Source organism: Clostridium paraputrificum (genome assembly GCF_900447045.1).
Taxonomy (GTDB): Bacteria; Bacillota; Clostridia; order Clostridiales; family Clostridiaceae; genus Clostridium; species Clostridium paraputrificum.
The window spans coordinates 143,333-167,274 of record NZ_UAWH01000018.1; the positions used below are offsets into that span (position 1 = coordinate 143,333).

The 23,942-nt window shown below is 29.9% G+C and carries 34 protein-coding genes and 2 pseudogenes; 31 read left to right on the top strand and 5 right to left on the bottom strand.

Translation table 11 applies throughout. The annotated features are described in order from the left end of the window. The first annotated feature begins 9 nt into the window (after positions 1–9). From DR024_RS16460 to DR024_RS16590, 28 genes and pseudogenes are all read left to right on the top strand, one after another. Positions 10–1,350 carry a phage portal protein gene (locus DR024_RS16460; protein ID WP_111919288.1) on the top strand — a complete coding sequence of 447 codons (1,341 nt, stop codon included), beginning with the start codon at positions 10–12 and terminating at the stop codon, positions 1,348–1,350. Beyond that, positions 1,350–2,510 (top strand): minor capsid protein, encoded by a 1,161-nt coding sequence (locus DR024_RS16465; RefSeq protein ID WP_111919289.1) that lies wholly within the window; start codon positions 1,350–1,352, stop codon positions 2,508–2,510. Before DR024_RS16460 ends, DR024_RS16465 begins: the two co-directional genes overlap by 1 nt. Further along, positions 2,498–2,824 (top strand): hypothetical protein, encoded by a 327-nt coding sequence (locus DR024_RS16470; RefSeq protein ID WP_111919291.1) that lies wholly within the window; start codon positions 2,498–2,500, stop codon positions 2,822–2,824. Before DR024_RS16465 ends, DR024_RS16470 begins: the two co-directional genes overlap by 13 nt. A gap of 191 nt (positions 2,825–3,015) precedes the next feature. Continuing rightward, entirely contained in the window at positions 3,016–3,651 is a 636-nt protein-coding gene (locus DR024_RS16475) for a DUF4355 domain-containing protein (protein ID WP_111919293.1), read from the top strand. Positions 3,652–3,664: 13 nt separating this feature from the next. Beyond that, a complete protein-coding gene (locus DR024_RS16480) occupies positions 3,665–3,853 on the top strand; it encodes a hypothetical protein (protein ID WP_111919295.1) in 189 nt (62 codons plus the stop codon). A gap of 3 nt (positions 3,854–3,856) precedes the next feature. Further along, positions 3,857–4,216 (top strand): hypothetical protein, encoded by a 360-nt coding sequence (locus DR024_RS16485; RefSeq protein ID WP_174887832.1) that lies wholly within the window; start codon positions 3,857–3,859, stop codon positions 4,214–4,216. A 15-nt stretch (positions 4,217–4,231) separates the two neighbouring features. Next, complete coding sequence (locus DR024_RS16490; protein ID WP_111919297.1) at positions 4,232–5,263, top strand: major capsid protein; 1,032 nt, start codon at positions 4,232–4,234, stop codon at positions 5,261–5,263. A gap of 80 nt (positions 5,264–5,343) precedes the next feature. Next, entirely contained in the window at positions 5,344–5,685 is a 342-nt protein-coding gene (locus DR024_RS18180) for a collagen-like protein (protein WP_111919299.1), read from the top strand. Between the two features lie 50 nt (positions 5,686–5,735). Then, positions 5,736–6,008: a hypothetical protein gene (locus DR024_RS16500; protein WP_111919301.1), complete on the top strand. Its 273-nt coding sequence runs from the start codon at positions 5,736–5,738 to the stop codon at positions 6,006–6,008. A gap of 6 nt (positions 6,009–6,014) precedes the next feature. Continuing rightward, positions 6,015–6,425 (top strand): DUF6751 family protein, encoded by a 411-nt coding sequence (locus tag DR024_RS16505; RefSeq protein ID WP_111919303.1) that lies wholly within the window; start codon positions 6,015–6,017, stop codon positions 6,423–6,425. After that, positions 6,425–6,784 carry a minor capsid protein gene (locus DR024_RS16510; protein ID WP_111919305.1) on the top strand — a complete coding sequence of 120 codons (360 nt, stop codon included), beginning with the start codon at positions 6,425–6,427 and terminating at the stop codon, positions 6,782–6,784. Before DR024_RS16505 ends, DR024_RS16510 begins: the two co-directional genes overlap by 1 nt. Then, positions 6,781–7,212: a chloramphenicol resistance protein gene (locus DR024_RS16515; protein WP_111919307.1), complete on the top strand. Its 432-nt coding sequence runs from the start codon at positions 6,781–6,783 to the stop codon at positions 7,210–7,212. The genes DR024_RS16510 and DR024_RS16515 overlap by 4 nt, the downstream gene beginning before the upstream one ends. Before the next feature lies 1 nt (position 7,213). Further along, positions 7,214–7,690: pseudogene (locus tag DR024_RS16520) on the top strand (hypothetical protein); the annotation flags it as partial. Positions 7,691–7,887: 197 nt separating this feature from the next. Beyond that, entirely contained in the window at positions 7,888–8,232 is a 345-nt protein-coding gene (locus tag DR024_RS16525) for a DUF6673 family protein (protein ID WP_111919309.1), read from the top strand. After that, a complete protein-coding gene (locus DR024_RS16530; RefSeq protein ID WP_111919311.1) occupies positions 8,232–8,828 on the top strand; it encodes a bacteriophage Gp15 family protein in 597 nt (198 codons plus the stop codon). Before DR024_RS16525 ends, DR024_RS16530 begins: the two co-directional genes overlap by 1 nt. An 18-nt stretch (positions 8,829–8,846) precedes the next feature. Next, positions 8,847–9,011 (top strand): Com family DNA-binding transcriptional regulator, encoded by a 165-nt coding sequence (locus DR024_RS16535; RefSeq protein WP_111919313.1) that lies wholly within the window; start codon positions 8,847–8,849, stop codon positions 9,009–9,011. A gap of 67 nt (positions 9,012–9,078) precedes the next feature. Beyond that, positions 9,079–11,217, top strand: coding sequence for a phage tail protein (locus DR024_RS16540; protein WP_111919315.1), 2,139 nt, complete (start codon positions 9,079–9,081; stop codon positions 11,215–11,217). Beyond that, positions 11,218–11,919 (top strand): distal tail protein Dit, encoded by a 702-nt coding sequence (locus tag DR024_RS16545; RefSeq protein ID WP_111919317.1) that lies wholly within the window; start codon positions 11,218–11,220, stop codon positions 11,917–11,919. It abuts the gene before it with no gap. Further along, positions 11,919–13,754, top strand: coding sequence for a phage tail spike protein (locus tag DR024_RS16550; RefSeq protein WP_111919319.1), 1,836 nt, complete (start codon positions 11,919–11,921; stop codon positions 13,752–13,754). Before DR024_RS16545 ends, DR024_RS16550 begins: the two co-directional genes overlap by 1 nt. A gap of 14 nt (positions 13,755–13,768) precedes the next feature. Then, positions 13,769–14,473, top strand: a complete 705-nt coding sequence (locus tag DR024_RS16555; protein ID WP_111919321.1) for a BppU family phage baseplate upper protein — start codon at positions 13,769–13,771, stop codon at positions 14,471–14,473. Positions 14,474–14,492: 19 nt separating this feature from the next. Then, positions 14,493–14,957, top strand: coding sequence for a collagen-like domain-containing protein (locus DR024_RS16560; RefSeq protein ID WP_111919323.1), 465 nt, complete (start codon positions 14,493–14,495; stop codon positions 14,955–14,957). Between the two features lie 16 nt (positions 14,958–14,973). Beyond that, positions 14,974–15,777, top strand: coding sequence for a hypothetical protein (locus DR024_RS16565; protein WP_111919325.1), 804 nt, complete (start codon positions 14,974–14,976; stop codon positions 15,775–15,777). A 9-nt stretch (positions 15,778–15,786) separates the two neighbouring features. Continuing rightward, positions 15,787–16,128: a hypothetical protein gene (locus DR024_RS16570; RefSeq protein WP_055253820.1), complete on the top strand. Its 342-nt coding sequence runs from the start codon at positions 15,787–15,789 to the stop codon at positions 16,126–16,128. A gap of 1 nt (position 16,129) precedes the next feature. Further along, on the top strand, positions 16,130–16,267 hold the full coding sequence (locus DR024_RS17835; protein ID WP_156333927.1) for a CD1375 family protein: 138 nt from the start codon (positions 16,130–16,132) through the stop codon (positions 16,265–16,267). A gap of 470 nt (positions 16,268–16,737) precedes the next feature. After that, complete coding sequence (locus DR024_RS16575; protein WP_055253822.1) at positions 16,738–16,992, top strand: hypothetical protein; 255 nt, start codon at positions 16,738–16,740, stop codon at positions 16,990–16,992. Between the two features lie 124 nt (positions 16,993–17,116). Beyond that, positions 17,117–17,347: a BhlA/UviB family holin-like peptide gene (locus tag DR024_RS16580; RefSeq protein ID WP_055253824.1), complete on the top strand. Its 231-nt coding sequence runs from the start codon at positions 17,117–17,119 to the stop codon at positions 17,345–17,347. Position 17,348: 1 nt separating this feature from the next. Continuing rightward, positions 17,349–17,600 (top strand): phage holin family protein, encoded by a 252-nt coding sequence (locus tag DR024_RS16585; RefSeq protein ID WP_055253826.1) that lies wholly within the window; start codon positions 17,349–17,351, stop codon positions 17,598–17,600. Between the two features lie 47 nt (positions 17,601–17,647). Continuing rightward, entirely contained in the window at positions 17,648–18,481 is an 834-nt protein-coding gene (locus DR024_RS16590) for an N-acetylmuramoyl-L-alanine amidase (RefSeq protein WP_111919327.1), read from the top strand. Positions 18,482–19,106: 625 nt separating this feature from the next. Here the strand turns inward: DR024_RS16590 and DR024_RS16595 are convergent. Further along, positions 19,107–19,349 carry a hypothetical protein gene (locus DR024_RS16595; protein ID WP_111919329.1) on the bottom strand — a complete coding sequence of 81 codons (243 nt, stop codon included), beginning with the start codon at positions 19,347–19,349 and terminating at the stop codon, positions 19,107–19,109. 392 nt (positions 19,350–19,741) lie between these two features. Here DR024_RS16595 and DR024_RS17840 point away from each other — a divergent pair, with 392 nt between their 5' ends. Together DR024_RS17840 and DR024_RS16600 are read left to right on the top strand one after the other, a co-directional pair. Beyond that, the gene (locus DR024_RS17840; RefSeq protein ID WP_172458965.1) at positions 19,742–19,903 is read left to right on the top strand and encodes a hypothetical protein; all 162 of its coding nucleotides are present in this window, start codon (positions 19,742–19,744) and stop codon (positions 19,901–19,903) included. A 248-nt stretch (positions 19,904–20,151) separates the two neighbouring features. Beyond that, positions 20,152–20,355, top strand: coding sequence for a hypothetical protein (locus tag DR024_RS16600; protein ID WP_111919331.1), 204 nt, complete (start codon positions 20,152–20,154; stop codon positions 20,353–20,355). A gap of 273 nt (positions 20,356–20,628) precedes the next feature. Here DR024_RS16600 and DR024_RS16605 read toward each other — a convergent pair whose 3' ends face one another. The 4 genes and pseudogenes from DR024_RS16605 to DR024_RS16620 all read right to left on the bottom strand — a co-directional run bounded on the left by DR024_RS16605 (position 20,629) and on the right by DR024_RS16620 (position 23,555). Next, complete coding sequence (locus DR024_RS16605; protein WP_111919333.1) at positions 20,629–20,955, bottom strand: hypothetical protein; 327 nt, start codon at positions 20,953–20,955, stop codon at positions 20,629–20,631. A 187-nt stretch (positions 20,956–21,142) separates the two neighbouring features. Next, the gene (locus DR024_RS16610) at positions 21,143–21,550 is read right to left on the bottom strand and encodes a helix-turn-helix transcriptional regulator (protein WP_111919335.1); all 408 of its coding nucleotides are present in this window, start codon (positions 21,548–21,550) and stop codon (positions 21,143–21,145) included. Between the two features lie 17 nt (positions 21,551–21,567). Next, positions 21,568–22,566: pseudogene (locus DR024_RS18185) on the bottom strand (FAD-dependent oxidoreductase); the annotation flags it as partial. Next, positions 22,563–23,555 (bottom strand): sulfide/dihydroorotate dehydrogenase-like FAD/NAD-binding protein, encoded by a 993-nt coding sequence (locus DR024_RS16620; protein WP_111919337.1) that lies wholly within the window; start codon positions 23,553–23,555, stop codon positions 22,563–22,565. The pseudogene DR024_RS18185 and the gene DR024_RS16620, both read right to left, overlap by 4 nt. A 178-nt stretch (positions 23,556–23,733) precedes the next feature. On the opposite strand from DR024_RS16620, the gene DR024_RS17845 reads away from it, so the two are divergent. Further along, the gene (locus tag DR024_RS17845) at positions 23,734–23,898 is read left to right on the top strand and encodes a hypothetical protein (protein WP_155849286.1); all 165 of its coding nucleotides are present in this window, start codon (positions 23,734–23,736) and stop codon (positions 23,896–23,898) included. Positions 23,899–23,942: the final 44 nt, after the last annotated feature.

Sequence of the window (23,942 nt, forward strand, 5' to 3'; positions counted from 1 at the left end):
GTGTGAAGGTTGAAAATAAGTGAATTAATAAAAAAGTTATTTAAGAAAGAAATAGGATTAGATTTAAATAATCCAGAACATCTTAAATTAGTAAAGAAAGCGTATGGATCATATCGTGTTTTTAGAAATATTTACTTGAAGATGTATCGCTATTATAGGGGGGATACAGATGCTATAAGGAAGTATTTATTTGTTACTGAAAGGTCTAATCTTAAGATTAATACCAATTATATTAAAAAGTTTATAAGAGAAGAAGTTGCCTATACAGTTGGAAATGATATTACTTATGAGTCCAGAAGTGATAATGATGAAATTGTTGAGAATATTGAATACTATACAGCTCATTGGAATGAATTACATGACTCTGATTTAATGAAATATTTACTGATTTTCACAAAGGTTTATGAAATATATTACATAGATGATAATGCGGATTTTTGTAGTAAGATTATAAAACCAACTGATGGCTATGCTTATTTTGATAGTATATCAGGAAAAGTTCTATTTTTTATTCATGCTTTTAAAAATGATTTTGAAAATACAATTTCTTATATAGATGTTTATACATCAGATAAAATCTATCACTTTGATAGTAAATTTAATGAAATATCACAGCCTACTGCAAATATTTTTGGAGAAGTGCCAGTTACTATTGGAGATTTAACGGAAGAAGGTGTTGATGATAGCCTTTATAAAGATTTAAAGGGACTTCAAGATGCTTTTGAAACTAATCTTTCTGACATTGGTAATGAAATAAGCGATTTTAGAAATGCTTATTTGCTATTCAAAAATGCATCAGTTGAGCCAGAAAAAATTCCTGAAATGAAGAAATTGGGAATAATTCAATTAAAAAATAAAAATAGTGATGCAGAATGGTTGATTAAAAATGTTAATGATACATTTATTCAAAATACGTTAGATAGATATGAGGATGTAATGTATCAACTTTCATGTCACATTAATCATAATGAAAAATTACAAAGCAACTTAAGTGGTATAGCTTTAAGATCTAGATTGATCGTATTGGAAAATAAGTGTTCACTTGAAATAAAAGCACATAAAAACATGGTTAAAAATAGAATTAGATTTCTATTTAAGTATTTAGATATAAAAAAGAATAAGAAATTTGATTATAAAGATGTTAAGTTCTTATATACTCCTAATATACCTAGTGATGATTTGGCAACAGCTCAAATGTTAGCTCAGCTACCAGAAGGAGTTGTTTCAAAAGATACTGGAAGAGGCTTGTTGAGTTTTGTAAATAATAAGGTAGCTGAAGGAAAAAAGGTTGATGAAGAAAATCAAGAAGAAATGAAAAATATTCCTGATATAGGACATGGTGATGAATAATGGATAGAGAGAAATTTTTAGAAGATATTTATAAGTCATCTGAGGAAGATTTAGAGAAAGTATATAGGGAGCAGGAAGAAAATAAGGAAAATATTTTAAAAGAAATAGCTATGATTTTGCTTACTTACACTATTGTTGATAGTGTGTTGAACTTAAGTAAAAAAGAAAAAGATAGTTGTTACAATAAACTATCCAAATTGATTTTAAGCATGTTTGGTGCTGAGATTAAGAACTCTACTGAAACCATTAATAATATATTAGTTGATGTGGCAGAGAAGAATTTTAAATATTATGGGTTAAAGGATAATAAAAGGTTTATTGAAAAGTTAGTTAATGAACACTATAGAGGGTTAAAATTCTCAGATAGAGTTTGGAATAATGGTAATGATATTTCCAAAATGCTTCATAAGGAGATTAAGGATTTTCTCAATGGTAAAATAAATGCAAATCAAATTAAGTCTCATATTGAAAAGCAATTTGATGTTAATAAGTATAATGTGAAAAGATTAGTTGACACAGAGATAGCTAGAATAGAAAGTAAAGTTACAGAAAATTATTTCAAGGAATATGGAATTAAAAAAGTTAGGTATAATGCTTGTTTGTGTAATGCTTGTGATAAATGTATGAGTGATCATAATAAGGTATTTAATGTTGATGATTCTAATAGACCAAGTTTACCTAGACATCCAAATTGTCAATGCTTTTATGTCCAGAAAGATGATGAAAAACATTTAGTGATGAATTTACAATTGTTTGCTAAGAAAAGTAATTGGGAGATATTAAGATCACAAATTAATTCAGGTATTTTGGACGAAAACGAAGCTAAAAATGGAATGAAGTATTGGGAAAAAGCTATAAAAAAAGAAATAGTAACACCTATAGAAGTTATAAATAAAAGTAGAAAAAGTATAGATCAATACTGGCATATCTTAGAGGACCATAAGGAATTTTTAAATCCATCTAATATAGATGAAATAGTAGAAAGTTTAAAAAATCCAGATGAGATAAGACTATCATTTGGTAAAAATGTATATATTAAAAATATAAAAGGAAAAGATTTGATAGTGATAGTTAATAGTGATATAATTACAGCATATTATCCTAATAAAAGGTATTTAAATAATAATATAAAAAAGAAGGTGTTGTTATGGCGAAAGTAGTAAAATCATTGAGCTTAAATGAAATAAATGATGAAATTATATCTAAATGTTGTTTTATAAATGATTGTAACAATATAACTACTGATGGATATGAAACACCAGATTATGAGGTTCTTCTTCATTATGTAGGAGAAACTGATGATTTAGCTAGTATTGAGATATTAGATTTAAAAAAGGTTTATAAAAACATAGACAAAGAAGAATGTTTACCTGATGTTGGACTTTTAGATTATAAAGATGATGAATTAGCTTTAGATCTTAAAGATGTGACATTAAGAGAATTGTATAAAGAAGTATTGAAAAAGGTTTTATAAAAGCACTTACTAAATTAAAGGGTAGGTGCTTTTATTATGGATAAATTTAAGTCTTAGGAAACTAAGGCTTTTTATTTTGCCTGTAATCGTCTTGTGGAAGCTTTCTTGTACAAGGGGATATAAATACTAACTAAGTTAAATAATTTTGTGTCACAAGGCTCATAAAGAGGTTTGTGGGATAAGGAGGATATATGTTAAAGAAAGATTTATTAAAACTAATTGAAAAAGCTACTGATGATCAAGATATTGATGAATTAGTAAAAGATAGTGATTTAGCTAAGTCACTAAAAGAAAGTGGACTTACCTTAGAGGCCTTTAAGGAAAAAATGAAAAATGATAAAGACTTTAAAGCTTATATGGAGAGTGAACATGATAAATATCACAATAAAGCTTTAAAGACTTGGAAGGAGAATAATTTAGAGAAGGAGCTTGAACCTTTTATTAAGGAAAAGTATCCAGATTTAGTTACTGATCCTATGGCTAAGAAGTTAGCTGATTTAGAGAAACAACTAGCTGATGAAAAAGCAGCTAATGCAAGAAAAGATCTTTTAGCTGAAGCTATGAAATATGCAAAAGATAAGAAGCTGCCAGCTAGTGTAGTTGAGAAGTGCTTAGGTGAAGATTTTGATAAGACTAAGGAGGTTATAGACTCTATAGCTGAAGATTGGTCAAAGGGACTTGAGGCAATAGTTACTGAAAAAATGAAACAGTCTAGTTATGTACCTGGTAATGGATCAGATGGAAAACCAATTAGTATTGGGGCTTCTATTGCAGCTCAAAACAATTCAAGATCAAGTGCTCCAAGTAATCCTTGGGGTGATAAATAAGGAGGATGATAAAGTGAATATTACTGAATTTCAAATGAATAAAGAAGTAATAGCTAGAGGTAGCGACGGAAGTGAAATAAAAGGGGTTTTAAAAGGAATTAATGAGAATAACGATGGTGAAGTAATTGTTACAATTGAACACTTATGGCCTTGTATATCAAAATTTAATATTGATAAAGTTTATTGTGAAAGTGAGGAGTAGAATATGTATTTTAAAAGATCAAATTATGAAAATGATATGGAGATTTTAGTTACTGAAAAGAATTTAGTTACTTTTTCAGGAACAGTTGTAGCAAGTGGTGTTGAGTCTAATGCCGAAGGAAAGAAAATTGTAAAAGCTGGTTCTTTCATTGATGCTACAGGTGCAGTTGTAAAACCAAGTGGATCAAGTTTTGAAGGTAATCCAATAGGGGTTCTTTATAAAACAGTAGATGTAACAAATGGAGATGCTCCAGCTTCAATAATAGTTGAAGGTTACTTAAGAGAAGATAGAGTATTCGATGGTTTTGACGAAGGTGCTAAAACTGCTGCTAAAGCAAAAGTACCAAATATAAAATTTAGATAGGAAGGTGAATAATAAATGCCAAGATTAGAAGAAGTTTTTAACACAAATGAGTTAGTTAATTATTTTAAAGAAAGAAAAGTTACTCCAATGTTAGGGGAATCACTTTTCCCAGAGCGTAAAATTCAAGATATTGAATTTGACATGATCTTAGGAACAGGGGGACTTCCTGTAAGTGCAGAAGTTCATGCTTTTGATGCAGAAACTCAATTAGCATCAAGAGAAGCAATTGAAAAAGGTGTTGCAAGCTTAGCTCTTATTAAGAGAAAGATTAAAATTGCAGAAAAAGAAATCATTAAGATAAATAATCCAAGAACAGATTCAGAATTAGCTTTTGTCTTATCTTTACTTTACAATGATGCTGAAAAGATGTCAGATTCAGTTAGAGTTAGAGTTGAAGCTATGAGAATGGAGTTATTATCTACAGGTAAAATTGCTATTAATGAAAATAAAATTAAAGTAACTATGGATTATAAAGTTCCAAATGGAAACAAAAAGGCATTTACATGGCAAGCACCTGAAAGTGATACTCCACTAGATGATTTAGCAGCATTAGCTGATGCAGTTGAAAATGAAAGTGGTTCAAGACCAACAAGGGCATTAACTTCTAGAAAAGTTGTTAAAACTATTTGCAGTTGTGCAAGTGTAAGAAAAGCTATTTATGGAGTTAACTCAGACAAGATTGTTACTTTAGCTACATTAAATGAACTATTAGCTCAATTAGATTTACCTCAAATAGTGGTTTATGAAGGAAAATACAAGAAAGAAACTGCAAAAGGATATACTACTGCTAGATATTTCCCTGAAGATGTAATATCTATGTTTGGAGATGAAACATTAGGGGAGACTATTTATGGTTTAACAGCCGAAGAAGTTAAGCTTATTGGTGATGAAAAGATGGAAGAAGCTTCTATGTTAGATAATAAGATTTTCGTTGGAACTTATACATCTATAGATCCAGTTGGAGAATTTACTAAAGCTGTTGCTACTGCATTACCAACATTACCTCATGGAGAAGAATTAGGGATAGGAACTATCACTTTACCCTAATCCTGCCCTAGAGACATCTAAAGTCGGTAAAGCTAGGGTAGGCAAAGCAAAAGTAGGCAAAGAATAGGAAGGTGATATAAATGGCATATCAAAAACATACATGGCAAGATGGAGAATTAATTACACATGAAAGGCTAAATGCTATAGAAAATGGTATATCAGAAATAGAACTTACTCCAGGACCTGTTGGACCAAAAGGAGAAAGAGGAGAAACTGGACCTGCAGGAGCAACAGGACCTAAAGGTGATAAAGGGGAAACTGGTGCTATTGGACCACAGGGTCCCAAAGGATCAGATGCAGTAATTAATAAATTAAATAAAGTAGATGCTTTAGATGGTGGGGCACAAGTTGCAGCAGTAGTAACAACATTTAATAATTTAATTGCAGATTTAAAAGCCAAAGGGCTTATGAATGAATCATAAATGGAGAGTACTTAGTTACTCTCTTTTATTTTATATTAAGGAGGGGGTAAATGTACTCTAATGAGGATGTTGCAATAGAAAAGATTAAAGGCTATTTAAATGTTACTGGTAATCCTAAGTGGACTAAAGAATATGTTTTATCCAATTATGGAATAGCTGTTCAACTCTTAGTTGAAAAAGCTGAAAGTTATAAAGTAATGCCAGGAGTGAAATCATTTAGTGAGGGTGGTCAAAGCATGACTTTCTCTGATGAAGGAAAATGGACCATAACTGATGATATTAAAGAGTTATTACCAGCTCCATTTCTTAAGTTAATGGGGTGAGATATTATGGGGGTATTATTTAAGAATGCTGATATCACTCTTTATAATAAGTATTATGATAAAGAAAATGATGTTGATAGGTATCAAAGAGTTGTTATAAGGGAAGTTAATTGGCAAGGTAAAAGGAATGCTACTGTTGGCGATAAAGGATTAAATCGTGATGATAGCATTCTTATTTTTATTGATAAAATACCAGGGTATGTTAGCCCTAAAAGATTTGCTAAGTTAACCAATGAAGAAAGACCTAATTATTTTACTTTTGGAGTTAATGACATAATTGTTAAAGGTGAAATTGATTTTGAAATTACAGGACTTAAACCTAACTCAATAGCTGATTTAGAAAGAGAATATGATGATGTTGTTAATATTCTTGGTGTTCAGGAGTGGTCAGGTCATTGGGAGGTTGAGTGTAAGTAATGGCTACAACTGTAAGAATTGAAATGGATAAAACAGAAAAGATATTACTTAAGAGGTATCTTAATAAGAATGGAAAAGCTCAAGTTAGATTTACTAAGGAATGCTACAAAATTATGAATCCTTATACACCTTTCTTAACTGGTAGATTGAAGGATATGATGGTTCAAGTTAATCCTACTAATATTGAATATAACGCTCCATATGCAGCTGAACAATTTTATAAGAATGCCGGAAATGGTAAACAAGGTACTAGCTTTGGAGGCTTAAGAGGTAGGAGATGGGATAAAAGAGCTTGGGCCGATAAAGGGAATAGTGTAGTTAAAACAATAGTTGATTTTGTAGGAGGTAGAGCTAAGTGATTATAGATAGTATTAGAAAATTTATAAGAACATGCCCTTATCTGCAGGAATTTAATGGAGCAGTAAAAGTAAATGTTGATTATCTTGGTGAGGAATCAACTATGTACAGTATTGAAGAAACTCCATGTAATCCAATAGTAAAAAAATATGTAGATGGATCTAGCATAAGACAGTTTGAATTTATATTTGCTAGTAGGGAGTCATATGGTCCAGATGTATTAAATAATATTTCCAATAGTGGATTTTACGAGGATTTTGCAAATTGGATAGAAGAAGAAAATATAAAAGGCAATTTACCGGATTTAAATGATAAAGAGTGTAGAACAATAGAGTGTTTAACTACTGGATATGCATTTCAAACAGATGTTGATAAAGCTAGATATCAAATTCAAATGAGAATTACTTACTTTCAAAAAGGAGGAAGATAGAATGGGAATTAGAAAGAGGAGTATACAAGCTAATTATTTAAAAGTGAATGATATATTTGAACTTTTAGGAACTGGTTTTACAGAACTTAATGAAAGCCCTAGTGCTCAAACTGCTAATAAAAGATATATAAATCAAGTAAGTGCTACTCAAAGTATTACTGGTTATGAGTGGTCAACATCATTTAATACAGATCAAATAGCTTCTGATAAAGCAATTGAGTATATAAGAAATATTGGAGAGATGTTATTAACTGGTGCTGATACAGAAACAGAGTATATAATAGTTGATTTAGATAAGAAAGCATCTGAAGAAAATAAATTTAGAGCTAGAAAATTTAAAGTTGCGATTGCTGTCGATAGCTTTGATGATAATGATGGGGAGTTAGGAATTTCAGGTACTTTTTTAGGACAAAGTGACCCAATTGAAGGAACTTTTGATACTTCTACAAAGACATTTGAAGAAGGATTTACTAAGAAGGTCGTTGATGTAAGTTATAGCAATACTGGTTCAATAACTGAAATATCTGTGCCAGGAATAACGTTCAATGATAGTGAAGATAAATTTAAAGGAGTTCCTTTTGATTTAGATAAATTTACATTTAAAGATAATGGAGCTTTAAAGACTGCTACATTAGGAAGTAGTTGGACTATAAAATAGAAATGGAGGAACGTTAAATGATAATTAACGGAGTTGAATTAGAGGATTTAGATATATATGATCTTAAAGTCGCTAAAAAGTTCGATGAAGTGTTGAATAATTTACAACTTGTAAAAGAAGAAGTTCGAGGGATGAATAACGTTGAAGGTATAAGAACATTATGCACAGCTATATTCGAAGTATTTAATACTATGTTTGGAGAAGGAACAGATAAAAAAGTTTTTGGAAATAAAGTTAATCTGATGGTTTGTATAAAGGCTTTAGAGGAATTTGTTCTAAAAATGAATGAGCAAAAGAAAGAACTTGACAGGCTAATGAATAAATACTCCCCTAATAGAGCTACTAGAAGAAGTAAGAAATAATGAATATTTTGGTCGACTTAGTTCCAACTACAGTTAACATTGATAATAAGGAGTACGAGATTAATAGTGATTTTCGTACTTCTATTTTATTTGAATTATTAATGCAAGATGGAACTATAGATGAAGATGATAAAATTCTTATGGCATTACAACTTTATTATCCAGATATACCTGAAAATATTAAAGAAGCTATAGAACAAATGCTGTGGTTTTATAGATGTGGTAAAGATGTATCTTCATCAAAAGGAAATGGTAAAAGTAAGGGTGTTACTCAAATTTACAGCTTTGAATATGATGATGATTATATATATTCTGCGTTTTTAGACCAATACAATATAGATTTACAAGGTATAGAGTATTTGCATTGGTGGAAGTTTAAGGCTATGTTCAAGTCTCTTAAAGATGATAATATGATAGTTAAGATTATGGGATATAGGAGCATGGATTTATCTAAAGTTAAGGATAAAGAACAAAAGGCTTATTATAAGAGAATGCAGAAGTTATATGAAATACCAATTTCTAAGGATGAGCAGAATAAACTTGATGATATAACTATAGCTTTATTACATGGTGGTGATTTAAGTAAAGTGTTGTAAATATTCTAATTATCTTAAATGAAAATTAGTGCTTTTATAGATAATGAGGTGATGAGAATTAAAGATATAAGATGTGCAAATTGCAATCAGCTACTCTTAAAAGCTGATTTTGTTAAAGGTGAAATTAAATGCCCTAGATTCAAAAAGATAATTAAATTAGAGGATCCAAAAGACAGAGCTTAGAGCCACACCATAGAGTAGTGAGCCAATGCCTGCTTTTTTTATTTTATAAAGAAAGTAGGTGAACAACTTGGCTGATGGAAAAATAATTATTGATACTACGGTTGATAATTCAGGTGCAGAAAAAGATATAAAAAGTCTTAGTAGCAAAATTGGTAGTATGGCTAAAACTAGTGCAACAGCAGTAGCTAGGATGGTCGCTGCTGCTACAACTGCAGTAGCAACTTTGGCTGGTTTATCGGTAAAACAATATGCTGAATATGAACAATTGACTGGTGGGGTTGAAACATTATTTAAGAACAGTAGCGATAAAGTAATGGAGTATGCAAATAATGCATATAAGGCAGCAGGAATGTCTGCAAACGAGTATATGAATACTATTACAGGATTTGCAGCTTCATTATTACAAGGACTTGGTGGAGACACTGAAAAAGCTGCTAAAATAGGTAATATGGCTGTTGAGGATATGGCTGATAATGCTAATAAGATGGGTACAAGTATAGAACTTATACAAAATGCTTATCAAGGGTTTGCCAAGCAGAACTATACAATGTTAGATAACCTTAAATTAGGTTTTGGAGGAACTAAAGAAGAAATGCAGAGGTTACTCCAAGAAGCTAGTAAAATTAGCGGTATTAAGTATGATATTAGTAATTTCAGTGACATAATAGAAGCCATTCATGTTATACAAAATGAAATGGGTATAACTGGAACAACAGCAAAGGAAGCTGCTTCTACGATTGAAGGTAGTTTGAGTATGACTAAGTCTGCATGGACTAATTTATTAACTGGTATGGCTGATGATAGTGCTGATTTTGATAAGCTAGTAGATAATTTAGTTAATAGTGTGGGGACTTTAGGGGAAAATTTATTGCCAAGAATAGAAATTGCTATAAATGGTATTGGAAAGTTAATCGATAAATTACTTCCATCAATTATTAATAAAATACCGGAATTAATAAGTTCTATATTACCTGGAATGGTACAAGCAGGAATTAATGTAACTTCTTCACTTGTAAATGGTATTGTTGAGTCATTACCAATGCTCTTAGAGATAGGGTTACAAGCTTTGACAACATTAGGGAAAGGTATAGCAAAGAATTTACCTACCTTAATACCAACTATAGTTAACTTAATGGTTTCTATGTGTGACATGATAATTGAAAACTTACCTTTGATAGTAGATGTAGCAATAGATATTATACTAGCTTTAGTACAAGGATTAGTTAGTGCTTTGCCTACGTTAATTGCAGAGGTTCCTAGGATAATAAATAGTTTTGCAAATGCTATATACAATGCGTTACCTCAAATACTTATGGCAGGTGTTCAAATTATAGGAATGCTTATTAAAGGATTGATTCAGTCTATACCAACACTAGTTGCTAATATTCCACAAATAATAATGGCTATAGTAAATGTATTTACCTTAATGAATTGGGCTAGTATTGGTAAGAATTTAATAACTGGTATTGGTAATGGAATTAAATCTATGGTATCTAATATAGGTACAGTTGCTAAGTTTACGGCTGAAAGTGTTGTAAATGGAATAAAAGGGATATTTACCTCAGGAGGAAGTATTGGTAGGAACTTAATAAGTTGGGTTACTAATGGTATAAGTAGTTCGGTAGGGAATTTGGTACAAGCTGCAAAAAATGTTGCAATAAGTGCAATTCAAGGGTTAAAGAATATACTGAGCTGGGATAGTGCAGCTAGTATTGGTAAGAATCTTATACAAGGTCTTTGGAATGGTATTTCTAATATGGGTGGCTGGATAATGGATAAAATAGGAGGCTTTGCTAGTAATATAATTGGAGGAATTAAAGATTTCTTTGGGATACATTCGCCTTCTCGTGTAATGAGAGATTTGATAGGTACTAACATAGTAAAAGGTATTGGTGTAGGTATTGATATAGAGACTCCTAATTTAGAAAAAGATATTGATGCAAACATGAAGGATTTATTGGCTAAAATGAAAGGCACAGTAGATTATGAGACTGCTAGAACTACAGCTAGAGTAGTTGCAGAGAATAATGTTAATGTAGAAAACACTAATAGTGCTAGTAAAAATTATAATCCAAGTTTTAATATTATAGCTAAAGTTTCTGTACCATTAGATAGTGAAGTTATTGCAGAGGTAACAACTCCAATGGTTATAGAAAATATAAGCGAGGATCAGAATAGTTATAGTGTATCAAGGGGAGGAAATTAGATGGCGGAATTTATTGTATTCAATAATAAGAATAGTTATAAAGATTTTAAAATTAAGTTACTAAATGAAGTTATAATTCCTTTCCCTAATAAACATATGAATCCTATAAGTATAGATGGTGCTGATGGTGATTTGTATGAAGATTTAGGTGGTTATGAAGATATAGTTATTCCGGTAAATTTAGATATTCTAGATGAGAAAATAATAAAAAACAGATATAGAAGTATTAAAAGATGGCTCAATCAGATAGAGGATAATAAATTAATGTTTTCTACTGACTTGGGTTATTTTTATAAGGTCAAAAAAGTTGAAGTACCTAATAATTTTAAGACTGTATTTAATGGATTAGGTGAAGCCAATATAAATTTTATATGTGATCCATACACTTATGATATAGATGGGATTCATGAAATTTCATTACCTCCAACATTGTGTAATTATGGAGATGTATCTAAACCTATTTACCGTATAAAGGGTGAAGGAGTACTTAATCTATATGTTAATGATAATCTAATTAAATTAAACATAGGACAAGAGATACTTATTGACACAGATCTAGAACTTATTTATAGAGAAGGAGCTATTGAGAATAATAGAAAAACTGGTAAGTGGGAAGATTTATATCTTAAGCCTGGGGAAAATAAATTTAATTGGAATGGTAATTTTAATATTACAGTTATTCCAAACTGGAGGTGTTTGTAATGTCTATAGAGTTTTATAACCCAGATAATAATAACTTTGAATCTGATGGTAATGTTACATTAAGGCCTAATAAAGCATTATTTAAAATTAAATTAAATGGAATTTGTGAAATAGAGTTATCACATCCATGTGATAAAGAAGGTAGATGGAAGTTTATAAAAAATGATGGAATTATTAAAGCTCCAACTCCTTATTCTAATGGTCAGTTATTTCATGTTTATAGTATTAAAAAGAATATGGTAGGTGGCTTAAATATAAAGGCCAGACATATATTCTTTGATTTAAATAAAAGTATTATTTTAGATAATAGAGCTGAGAATAAAACATGTCAAGAGGCGTTAGATATAATCCTTAATGAAACTAAATTTAGTGGAAAATCTAATATAAAAAAATTAGCAACAGCATATTTTGTAAAAATGAATAGGGTTGCTGCTATTAATGGGAATACTGATAATACACTTATTTCTAGGTGGGGTGGCGAGATATTCTTAGACAATTATAATGTAACTGTAAATGATCATATCGGTGGTGATTATGGGGCTTATATAAACTATGGCAATAATATGTTAGAGCTAGGTTTAGAAGATAATGAGGATAATGTAATAACAAGAGGTTATCCTGTAGCCTTTAATGGAAGAATGCTTCCGGAAAAATACATAGATAGCCCACTAATAAATAGATACAGAGAAATTAAAGAGGACTTTGTAGAAATGTCCGATTTAAAGCTAAAAGAAGATTCTAGTGATGGTGAAGGATTTGATACTGTTGAAGAGTTATATAAATCAATGAGAATTAGAATGAAAGAGTTGTATGATGGTGGACTTGATAAGCCAACTGTAACAGGTACTACAAAAGTTGCTCCTTTAGAGAACACTACTAAATATAAGTATGTCAAAGGATTAGTTAATATTGGACTAGGGGACACAATAACAATTTATCATGAGAAGTTAGATATTGATTTTGCATCACGCTGTATAGGATATACATGGAACATACTAACAAGGAAATATGAGACTGTAGATGTTGGAGAATTTAAGGAAAGCTTCTTTAGTAAGCAGACTGATGTTAGAAATAAAGTAGAAAGCATTTTGAATGGTGATGGTAGCGTAAAAGCAAATGAAATACAGGGATTTTTAGATGCTACTAAAGCTAAGTTAAAAGCTCAAAAAGAGATAGGACAATTACAAGATGTAAGAGCATTTATCTGGGAAGACTTAGATTCTAATTCTTCTACATATGGGTGTATGATTGGAGGAAGTGCTGGAATACAGATTAGTCAGCAGAGAACTCCAGACGGAAAGGATTGGGATTTTACAAGTGCATTTACAGCAGAGGGGATAATAGCTGATAAGATTGTCGGAAGATTATTTTCTTCTAAGAATGGAATGACAAAAATATGGATGGAAACTGGTACATTTGAAAGTGAACTACCTGATGGTAGCAAAATAGTTATAAGTCCAGAGAAAGGCTTTTATAATAAGTTTGGAGATAGTGAAAGGGAATATTATCATTTGAATTACTATGATTTAAAGAATATAACAGCAAGTAGTACAGGTACTTGGAACTTAGAGATTGCTTTACCGAATGAATTTAAAGGTAAAAAGTTTATAGTAGATTGTAATTACAAGGAAATTCTATCATCATATCCTTTAACTATATTTGGAAACCAAAGAATTTATCAAGATGTGGATTATGAAAAAGGATTAATAAAATTAAGTGGTACTATAATTTCGCAAGCAATAGAATTTTATACAGCAGATAATAAAACTTATTTAATGTCCTACAAGGGAAATAAAAAGATTACAGCTAAAATATCTATTAATGTAATAGCATAGGAAGGAGATATAATATGAAATTTCCTAAGAAGGTTGATATAGATGTTAGTAAAGATTTATATAATCCTATACAAGTTAAACAAAGTGATAATGCAAGGTACTTATTATTTAGAATACTAGATAATGGAGTACCTTTTGATTTAACAGGAAAAACTGTAAGGTTCTTTGGTAAGAAACCCGACGGAAAAGAAATATACAATGATATGACAATAACCTCGGCAACTAAAGGAGAATGTGAATTAAGGCTTACAAGTGGGGCTTTATCTACTCTAGGTATATTACAACTAGAAATTGAAATAAAAGAAAATGAAGATACAATATCAACTTTTATTCTTGATGTAAATATTAAGAAGTCCTTACGTTCTAACAGTAGTATAGAAAGTTCAAACGAGTATACAGTTATAGAAAAAATAATTGAGACTATGAAGGAATGGATAGAAAAGGCTAAAGATGCTGTAAGAAGGGTAGATGAAGCTATTAAAAAAATTCCTCCTAAAGAAGAGTTAATAGGACCACAAGGACCTAAAGGAGATAAAGGTGAAAAAGGAGATAAGGGAGATCCAGGAGCAAAAGGTGATAAAGGTGATGAAGGCGATACAGGATTTTTTGGAATGAAAATAAAGGAAGACGGACACTTATATGCAATGGTAAATGACAGCAAACCTATACCACCTTTAGAAATAGATGAAAGAGGACATTTAATATATAGGATAGATTAATTGAAGGAAGGTGTAGTTAATGGCTCAAGAATTAGATTTAGGAAGTGTAGTTGGACCACAAGGTCCTAAAGGAGCAACAGGAGAAAGAGGACCACAAGGTCCAGCGGGTGCTAGGGGTGAAACTGGACCAATTGGACCTACAGGACCAGCGGGTGCAAAAGGAGCAGATGGGGCAACATGGATTACAGGAACAGTAGCACCATCTACTCAAGGAAAAACAGGAGATTTTTATTTAAATACTTCAAATTTTGATGTATATAGTAAAGCTACTGGAAGTTGGGTTAAAACTGGAAATATTAAAGGTGCAACTGGAGCACAAGGTGCTCAAGGACCAACAGGTCCAGCTGGTGCAAAAGGAGATAGAGGAGCTCAAGGCCCTGCAGGGCCAGCAGGGCCTACAGGAGCACAAGGTCCTAAAGGAGATACGCCACAATTAGCTTTTACAATAAAAGAAGATGGACATTTATACGTAACGATATCTTAATAAGGAGGGAGAAAAAGTGGCATTAAAAGAAATTGATTTAGGAAATGTTAGAGGTCCTCAAGGTCCTGCTGGACCTAATACAGTATCTACTACAACAACTACTACAGGATTAACAAATGGACATTTTTTATATAGTGATAATGGAAGAGTTGGAGGTAAAGCAATAACTCCTGCTACTATAGGTGCTTTAGCTTCTAATGGTAAAGCTGCTGATTCATCAAAGCTTAATAATGCAACAGAGTCTACATCAGGCACGGCTAATACTATCGCCAAAAGAGATAGTAATGGGGACTTAACAACTAGATTCTTTAAGAGTACTTATCCAAATCAGGACAGAATGAATGGGGCTCTAGCTTATAGAGTTAATAATTCATCTGACAATAATATTAGATTTTGCAGTGATGTACAAGCTATATTAGAGTGGTTAGGGACAAACAAAGCAAAATATGAACTGTTAGGAACTGCTACTAAATTTGATATTGTTATGCCAAACCCTAATGCTAATTTTATACGTTGTACATTTAGTTGTGGTAATAAACAAGAATTGTCTTCTGTATATGTAAATGTTAATGGGAAATATGTTACTGACTGGACTGTAGGAGCAAGCTTTAGTATGGTAGTAGAATTTATGAAAGTTAGTGGAACTTCATATGTAATGTCAATGAATCTACATTGTGCTATGAGAAATAGCGATATGTCTTATAGATTAACAACATCTACTAACAAATTAGATTATGAGTCTATACAAAAAATAACCTTTGAACATTCACAGGCAGGCTATAAATTAGAAAATTGTGCTTACACTTTAGAATGGTATTAGGAGGATTATATGAAATATATTTTAGTGAATACTTTAAGAAATAATACAATTGAAAAGATAATACCCAAAGAAGCAGGGGTGACATTTATTCCTTCTTCTTATCCGTCTTACTTGAAGATGATAGAAGATATAAATGACGAAATTAAATCTTTAAATTATAGATATGATGAAGAAACAAAGTCATTTATTGAATTAAGTGAGCAGGATATTAAAGAAATGTCCTATGAGGCCTTAGTTGAAGAAAACTTACAACTTAAATTGGCTATGGCAGAACTTTCGGAAGAGAAGGATCAAAAAATATTAGATTTGGAATTAGCGTTAGCAGAAATAGTGGAAGGAGGATTAATTTAATATGATTAAGATTTATGCAGATTTAGTAGAGGCAAAAGAAAGAAGTTTAGACGGAGCAGATGGAATAAAGAAAGTGCCAGATAAATATTTAGATGGAGTTAAGGAAGAACTTAAAAAGAGAGGATATGAAATAAGTTAGAACCAATTTGATAGGTTCTTTTTTATAAAAAGATAAAATTAAGTTAACCATAGGGAGAGCTATATAAACAAAAGATTCAAAAAAGAGTAATAGTAATTCTAGATTTTGCATTTGTATTAAGGAGGAACATATGGAAAAAGAGTTATTACTGAAATTTATAGATATCAAATATATTTGCAACCTTGTAAATACGGAGAAATGGAATCTATTAGGAAAATAACTTGAGCTTAGCTATATTTAAATTAAGTATATAGTATTTGCTAAGAATAACTATTTTTAGATAAAAAATACCAACAAATAAAATAAAAATTGTTTAATATGCAAAAATTGACATTTTTTTATGTTTGATTTAAAATATTTAGTGTGGAATTATAAAAAATAGTTGCTGCAATTTAAGAGATTTAAATGGATATATATGTACTAATGAAACATTAAATGCACAGAAGTAATTAAAAATACGGAGGGATATTGTGAAGGTATTGGAAATTGTATCAAAAACAAATTATTTAAATGGATTAATACATAGAATATCTTATAAATATTCTATAACAAAAAATGTTGGGTATAATAATATTGAAAATTCTTTTAAAGAAATTATGCAGGAATTAGAGAACTGTGAGCTAACAGACACCAGGAAGATAAATGATATACTCAGTAAGATGAGTGAGTTGCGTTTGAAATTGAAGTTAATAGATCGTGAGGAAAGGTTAAGCAAGATTCAGTAAAATGTATTTAATCAAATTTTAATAAAAAATGATTAAGTAATTGAATAAAAGATTTAAAAGAGATTAGAAGAAATTCTAGTCTCTTTTTTATACAAAAAAATTAGAAGAGAGGTGGTAATAATGTATGGAAAATGACTTATTTAAAGTTATATTAAATCAAGGAGCATGGGCAGTTCTTTTTGTATGGCTACTAATAGACACCAGAAAAGAGAGTAAGGTTAGAGAGGAAAAATTACAGAGAGTTATCAATAAGAATCAAGAAGTAATTTCAGAGCTAGCTGAAAAATTTAATGTAGTTGAGGACATCAAAGAAGATGTTGAAGAAATAAAATCAAATTTAAGAGGAGAGATGTAAAATGGAATTTACAAACTTTATAATGGAGAATGCTTTAGTCTTAATACCTGCACTATATGTTATAGGGTTCATTTTAAAGAAAACAGAGAGTGTTGTAGATAAGTATATACCAGTAATCTTATTACCTATAGGTGTAGCTGGAGCAGTTGCAGTAATGGGGCTTAGTGCAGAATCTGTTATTCAAGGTATATTGGTAGTTGGTGCCACAGTATTAACAAACCAAGTAGTAAAACAATCTAGTAAAGTAGAGTAGTCAAATAGGCTACTCTTTTACTTTATATTTAAAAGGAGTGATTTTAAGTGATAATAGGAATAGACAAAGGACATAGTACATGGGATAAAAGTCCGTGTGGAGCTGTAGGTTTACTTAATGAATCTAAAGAGAATAGACAAGTTGGAGATAAGGTTATACAAAAGTTAAGAGCTTTAGACCATACAGTAATAGATTGTAGTTGTAATAGTGCTAGCTCTGTAAATGAACAGCTAGCAGCTATAGTTAATAAAGCTAATGCACAAAAGTTAGATCTATTTTTAAGCTTACATCTTAATGCTGGTGGAGGAACTGGAGCAGAGATATACACTACCAATACTAGTGGAGCTAAAGAAGAAGCTAAGAAATTAATAGAAACTTATTGCAAGAGAACAGGATTTAAAAATAGAGGATACAAGTTCTCTGAACTTTATGTATTAAGACATACCAATGCTCCTGCTATGTTGCTAGAGATGTGTTTTGTAGACACAGAAGACGACTTTATAAAGTGGAATAACTTAGGGGTAGAAACTATCGCTAATGCAATAGTAGAAGGAATTACAGGACAAGTACCAAGCGAGAATAAGCATGTAGAAAGTCATAAACCAGTAGAAAGTGAATCAACAATAGAGGAGGAGTCAAAATTGTTAGAAAAGTGTAAAGATAATGTATTAAAATATGGAGCAAAGGGAACTTATGTATTTTTAGCACAATCAAGTATGAAAGCTTTAGGTTTATATAATGGACCTATAGATGGTTCATATGGTCCAGCTAAGGGAAACGGAAGTTTTTATCAAGCTGTCGTAAATTTAAATGCTAAATTAGGATTTAAGAACGACAGTAATTTAGGTCCTGCATGTTGGGAGTATATTTTAACTAAATAATAGTTCTGTAGTATGCTTATAAAACAAGAAAACAAAAAGACAGTAATCAGGGATAATTTCCTTGGTTGCTGTCTCTTTGTTGTTTTATAAAGTTGTAAAGAGCAATTACAGAATAAAATAATAAGTTAAAAACTGCTCTTCCTTGTAAATTATATTGAGGATTTTACAACTATAAAGTACAATAATTTTCATTATTAATCAATAAATGTAAAAGAACATATTAAAAATAGACACTTAGAAGATAAATAAGTAGAAATATTAAATAGATTTATATTGTATTTAAATAATAATAATAATAATGTAAATGTGTACTGTACTACAATAATAAGAAAATCAAAAGAGCGATTAATCTTAATTGTGGGGTGGATTAATCGCTCTTTATATTTATATATAGGTTCAAGAGTATTAATTAAATTAAAACTAATACTGGTTTATTATATCAATTACAAAATAGCATAAAAATGGAAGGAAGTCAATAAATTTACTCTAATTATGTCGGAAATAGGGTTGATTTATAAATGTTATATTTATCTAAGTATTTGGTTATACTTATAAATAGTATTGTACTATACTTATAAAAAGGTAGTGGTTAAGGAATCAGTCCTTATCTGCTACCTTTTTTATTTTACAAAAATATTTTATAAAAATCAGAAATAATTATTATCATAGAAGAAATCCAAAAAGTTATTTCTACTATTTTTCTATTTTTACCATCTAATTTGTCTAGTAATAGCAACGAAGTTAAGAATATTATATGAATAAAACCTCTTAATATAAATTCTATATTTACTAAGTATATAGAATAAAGCGTTATACTTATTGCCAATCCTAATAGAATATAAATAATGAGTTTATAAATTTTATTCATAATAATCACCTCTATTGTGCCATGTAATAAAAATCTTTTTTCACTATAAATATTTATGTGATTTTTACTATTATATGAAAGATATCTTCGTTAATTACTTTGTTTAATTTTACTATTTTATTTTAATGAATTCAATTAATTGGTCATAATTAATAATAGTACTATACTTATAAAAAGGCAGTAGATAGGGACAAATCCTTATTTGCTACTTTTTATTTATGAATAAAATTAAAATGTTAGGAAATAATAATAATGATTACTATATTACTAATATTTCAATTTAAGCTAGTAGGTAAGAGAAGTTTTGCTTGCTAGCTTTTTTATTTTTTAGTTTTGTTTATAATAATAAAATTTTTAAAATAGTGAAATGCTATTTATAGGAGAGTGGTAATATGCACTATGAATATGAGTATGAGGTTACAGATGAGGTAGCAGAAGTAGTAATAAAAAACTTATTAGAGATTTATGAGAAACATAAAAATATTTTTAAGAAAATATTACTTGCTAGCTATTTCTTTATATTAAATATAACAAAATATATTGCTCTTGAATAATATATAATAATTAAGGTACCTCCTGAAATTATATTAATTTTAAATTTGTAGAATCCTAGAAAGCTAGTAGGTAGATTAATTTCTACTTACTAGCTTTTTTTGTTAAATGCTTGTTAAAAATATATAAAAAGTATTGACCAAGGTTTACATTTATATAATAATCTTTATAAAAAATTTAAAAAAGCAACAAAGCTTTTAGTTTTTGTAACAATAATAGTTAATCTTTTTAGTAAAGTAGGAGGGTTAAAATGAGGAAAACAAGTGAAGCACAAAGGAATGCAGATAAAAGATGGAGAGAAAAAAATAGAGATCATGCAAATTATTTAAAGAATAGGACTAGTGCAAGATGCTTTATTAGAAATAGAGCTACATTAGAAGATATAGGTGAATTAGAAGTATTAATTAAAGAGAGGGTTGAGGTGTTAAAAAAGGAAAATAACAAGTTATGTTAAAGACTAGGATACCTAACTATATCCTAGTGTTCCATTTTATCATAAATGTTATTGTTATTATTTAAGAAGAAAAAGAGTGACCAATCAATAAGGGGGACTAATCACTCTTTTTCTACTTTTGTAGTTATTAATACTATGGTGAGATTTAACAGTAATATATAATATCAAGGGAATAAAATCAATAAAACTGTCTGATTTATAATAAAAACTTAATAATTATATTTGTTTAAATAATTGATTATAATTAATAATAAAATTAGTCTTTATAGTTTCCTATTTTTTAAAATCTTTATTATATAATTCGTATTGCCAAAAATTTTGTGTTATTAACCCATATATATGTATTGAAGCAACTAATATAATAAATGTTAAAAGTAATTCTAATAAAGGGTTATTAAACTTTTTATCTAAAATAGGTATAATAAAAGCGCCAATAAAAATATTCATTACAATATATACAAATAAATCAACAAAGATATAATATTTCTTTTTAACAAAGCTGTTTTTACAGGTTTTACAGGTTATTTTACCTTTATATTGAAAGACTGACTTTAATCTTTCTTTGTATGTAAACTTATCCTTACATTTTATACAGTTCATAGATCTTCTCCTTCAATTTTTATTATCCTTCATATATATAGTATATTACGATTTTAAATTACTTTTTTATTTAATTATACACAAATAATGGTAAATATAAAACTTTATAGATTTCATAAAGAAATACACTTCAGTTAATTGATATTGCTTTCATATGTTTGGTTTACTTAACACGAAAGACCAGAAATTATTTCTGGTCTAATTTTTTTATTAATATATATTTATTTTTTGGTAGTTGGTATTTAAAAACTTTCCATCTATATATGGCGGAGTGATGACATTCTAATATAGAGGACAGTTTTTCAATTCCATAAGTATTAATTAATAAATTTATATTTCTTTCTTGGTTTAATATGTATGACAAATAATCATCACATATAATATCTTTATCTAATACAGATATAAGTTTAAGTAAAGTTTCGCGAGTAATATTATCTCTATATCCAGCTTCTAGTTCATTAATAGTTGATCGACTTAATCCTGTTAATTTGACCAATTCTTTTTGAGTTATTCCAGCTACTAACTTAGCCTTTTTTATTCTATTTGATAAGGTATCTATTGGCATGTCATCGTATAGTAAATTATTAATATTCATCGCAATTTGGAATGACGAGCTTCTGTATGTCCAACAAAAAGACCACTTTTTTCTCCAGCGCAGAATAAATTATCCACTCCTTGAACCTTCATGTCATTAGTTCTAGGAGCAACAGATAGATATCTCATTGAGTTACCTTTACTTCCTGCATATGGATCCACATACTTAGCATGTTCTAGTCCTGGTATCTTTCTTAATTTTTCTAAAGGATAATAAGTTGTCATTAATTTTGCATGTCCAGTATCTAAAAGTACTACATTTTCAGCAAATTCTTTTAAGGCGTATTGTTGACAAACCTTTGTATCTAATTTGCCGTAGTTAACATCTTCAGTAGGAACCTTTAAAACAACAACACCTTTTTCATTTAACACCTTATTAATTTCATCGGAAAGACTTTCCTTTGCTAATTTACAGGAACCTGACATAGCACCCAAAGCATCTTCAGCTCTTTCTCCTTGAATGTCAGGAACACCACATCTTTCGCTTATTGAAATTCTAGGTCCAAATGATGGACATCTTAAAATACACATTGAACATCCATTTCCATATCTTAAGCAGTTCCCCATAGGACCTGTAGTTCCTGTTGTTTCAATAAAAATATCCCCGTCTACAAAGCTATCATCAGCTAAGTATAAACCTTTTATCTTATGTCCATCAAATTCAACATCTCTAACTCTTTTCTCCATGTGAATTACTATTCCTAAAGATTTGATATAATCTCTTACAGCACCTTCAATCCTGTTGACGTCATAAAGGCTGGCATGTTTATGCCCTGGAAAATCTATGCCCTTGTGTCTTGAGTTTGCATCAGTAATATTAATTAAATCTCCACCGCCTAAAGCAATAAGTTCTTCAGATGCAGTATATCTTCCATTGTTTCTCATTATACCGCCAACATTTCCAAGTCCAAGTAATAAATCTGTTTTTTCATATATATGAACTTCTGCTCCTGCTTTTTTTGCACTAATAGCAGCTGCACATCCTGCCCAGCCACCGCCAATAATGATAATCCTCATATAAACCTTCTCCCCTCAAAAATATTTCTTGGATCTGATTGCAATTTACAGAACCTCTTAACTCTATGCCCTGAAAATCTAGCAGTACAAGCACCACAGATTCCTTCACCACAACACATCTTAAAATTATTACAGCATGAAAGTGTAATATCAGCTCTATCAAGTTCATCTAAATATTCAATTACTGAATAAGTTAGAATATCTGCACCAGCTAAGTGAATATGACTTATATTCTTATCGTGGATGGATTGGGAAATAATAAATTTACCTTCATCTGATAATTTGCCTTTGTTAAGTAAGTTGGTTTCCTTAGGAAAGATATTAAACTTATCTAAATATTCACTTGCAAAAATATTCTTGAAAGGAGCTTTATCAATAAAAACATCAACTTCATTATTTGAGGTTACAAGCTTTCTTATGACAGGCATCATTGGAGCCATTCCAATACCCCTTGCTAAAACTAAACAATTTTCTTCTTTCTGTTTTGAGATATTATCAAAACCAAAAACTCCATTCCAATAAGGTCCTCTAATTACTATTTCTTGACCAACTTTTGTTTCTTTTATTTTCTTTGTTTTAATTCCTCTGACTTCAATTACAATGGTAATAATATCTGTTTCTACATCAGATTCCATAATGGATATTGGAACATCGAAGAAGTTGTTCTCATCTGTCCTAATAAAAATGTAGCTACCAGGTTTAACTAGATCTATTGCTAGTTTATGAGGTGCTATAAATTTAATCATAATTACACCTTCGTCTATTTCTTCTGCAAATGTAACTTCACAATTGTATGTTTTTCTTCCTTCTTTAGCCTTCATTCCATTATTAAAAAGTTCTTGATAAACACAGACACCTTTCCAATTTACACAGTCGCAAAAGCATTCCCCTTGAAGTTGTGAACACATAATACATTCTCCTGATTCTGCCAGATGACAAGGACAATATTCAGTGCCACAATCTATACAGTCCATTCTTTCTTTTATCATTAAGCACTCCTTTTTTAAAGAAAATTACTTCTTATACTAAGGTATTTTCTGTAGAATATTTTGTTACACTGTTAATGTTTAATTCATAAAAGTAGAACAAAGTTAATTTTATTAAGTGATTATGCTTTTAATAGAAGAGGGTAGAAGGGAACGGGCTTTGGTAAAGTAAATAATAGGGATGAAACTTGTAAATATCAATGTAAATGAAGTTGTATTTGATAATAATAAGATAGAAGTAGAAAGTTGCAAGACTATGGAAGGTATTGAAACTGAAAGTTATATACTATCATTCTATAGAATTAATGTAGAAACTAAAAAAGGATTATATTTTATGTATATATGAGATATTGTTTTAGAAGAAGCTATGTCAAATTAATAAGTTATAAA

Coding starts and splice junctions, on each gene's coding strand:
- DR024_RS16585 (WP_055253826.1), top strand. CDS start 17,349: ATGGAATTTACAAACTTTATAATGGAGAATGCTTTAGTCTTAATACCT.
- DR024_RS17835 (WP_156333927.1), top strand. CDS start 16,130: ATGATTAAGATTTATGCAGATTTAGTAGAGGCAAAAGAAAGAAGTTTA.
- DR024_RS16510 (WP_111919305.1), top strand. CDS start 6,425: ATGGCTACAACTGTAAGAATTGAAATGGATAAAACAGAAAAGATATTA.
- DR024_RS16485 (WP_174887832.1), top strand. CDS start 3,857: ATGTATTTTAAAAGATCAAATTATGAAAATGATATGGAGATTTTAGTT.
- DR024_RS16605 (WP_111919333.1), bottom strand. CDS start 20,955: ATGAACTGTATAAAATGTAAGGATAAGTTTACATACAAAGAAAGATTA.
- DR024_RS16500 (WP_111919301.1), top strand. CDS start 5,736: ATGTACTCTAATGAGGATGTTGCAATAGAAAAGATTAAAGGCTATTTA.
- DR024_RS16505 (WP_111919303.1), top strand. CDS start 6,015: ATGGGGGTATTATTTAAGAATGCTGATATCACTCTTTATAATAAGTAT.
- DR024_RS16475 (WP_111919293.1), top strand. CDS start 3,016: ATGTTAAAGAAAGATTTATTAAAACTAATTGAAAAAGCTACTGATGAT.
- DR024_RS16570 (WP_055253820.1), top strand. CDS start 15,787: ATGAAATATATTTTAGTGAATACTTTAAGAAATAATACAATTGAAAAG.
- DR024_RS16535 (WP_111919313.1), top strand. CDS start 8,847: ATGAAAATTAGTGCTTTTATAGATAATGAGGTGATGAGAATTAAAGAT.
- DR024_RS16545 (WP_111919317.1), top strand. CDS start 11,218: ATGGCGGAATTTATTGTATTCAATAATAAGAATAGTTATAAAGATTTT.
- DR024_RS16490 (WP_111919297.1), top strand. CDS start 4,232: ATGCCAAGATTAGAAGAAGTTTTTAACACAAATGAGTTAGTTAATTAT.
- DR024_RS16525 (WP_111919309.1), top strand. CDS start 7,888: ATGATAATTAACGGAGTTGAATTAGAGGATTTAGATATATATGATCTT.
- DR024_RS16610 (WP_111919335.1), bottom strand. CDS start 21,550: ATGAATATTAATAATTTACTATACGATGACATGCCAATAGATACCTTA.
- DR024_RS18180 (WP_111919299.1), top strand. CDS start 5,344: ATGGCATATCAAAAACATACATGGCAAGATGGAGAATTAATTACACAT.
- DR024_RS16470 (WP_111919291.1), top strand. CDS start 2,498: ATGGCGAAAGTAGTAAAATCATTGAGCTTAAATGAAATAAATGATGAA.
- DR024_RS16600 (WP_111919331.1), top strand. CDS start 20,152: ATGAGGAAAACAAGTGAAGCACAAAGGAATGCAGATAAAAGATGGAGA.
- DR024_RS16580 (WP_055253824.1), top strand. CDS start 17,117: ATGGAAAATGACTTATTTAAAGTTATATTAAATCAAGGAGCATGGGCA.
- DR024_RS16595 (WP_111919329.1), bottom strand. CDS start 19,349: ATGAATAAAATTTATAAACTCATTATTTATATTCTATTAGGATTGGCA.
- DR024_RS16550 (WP_111919319.1), top strand. CDS start 11,919: ATGTCTATAGAGTTTTATAACCCAGATAATAATAACTTTGAATCTGAT.
- DR024_RS17845 (WP_155849286.1), top strand. CDS start 23,734: ATGAAACTTGTAAATATCAATGTAAATGAAGTTGTATTTGATAATAAT.
- DR024_RS16530 (WP_111919311.1), top strand. CDS start 8,232: ATGAATATTTTGGTCGACTTAGTTCCAACTACAGTTAACATTGATAAT.
- DR024_RS17840 (WP_172458965.1), top strand. CDS start 19,742: ATGCACTATGAATATGAGTATGAGGTTACAGATGAGGTAGCAGAAGTA.
- DR024_RS16465 (WP_111919289.1), top strand. CDS start 1,350: ATGGATAGAGAGAAATTTTTAGAAGATATTTATAAGTCATCTGAGGAA.
- DR024_RS16560 (WP_111919323.1), top strand. CDS start 14,493: ATGGCTCAAGAATTAGATTTAGGAAGTGTAGTTGGACCACAAGGTCCT.
- DR024_RS16620 (WP_111919337.1), bottom strand. CDS start 23,555: ATGATAAAAGAAAGAATGGACTGTATAGATTGTGGCACTGAATATTGT.
- DR024_RS16555 (WP_111919321.1), top strand. CDS start 13,769: ATGAAATTTCCTAAGAAGGTTGATATAGATGTTAGTAAAGATTTATAT.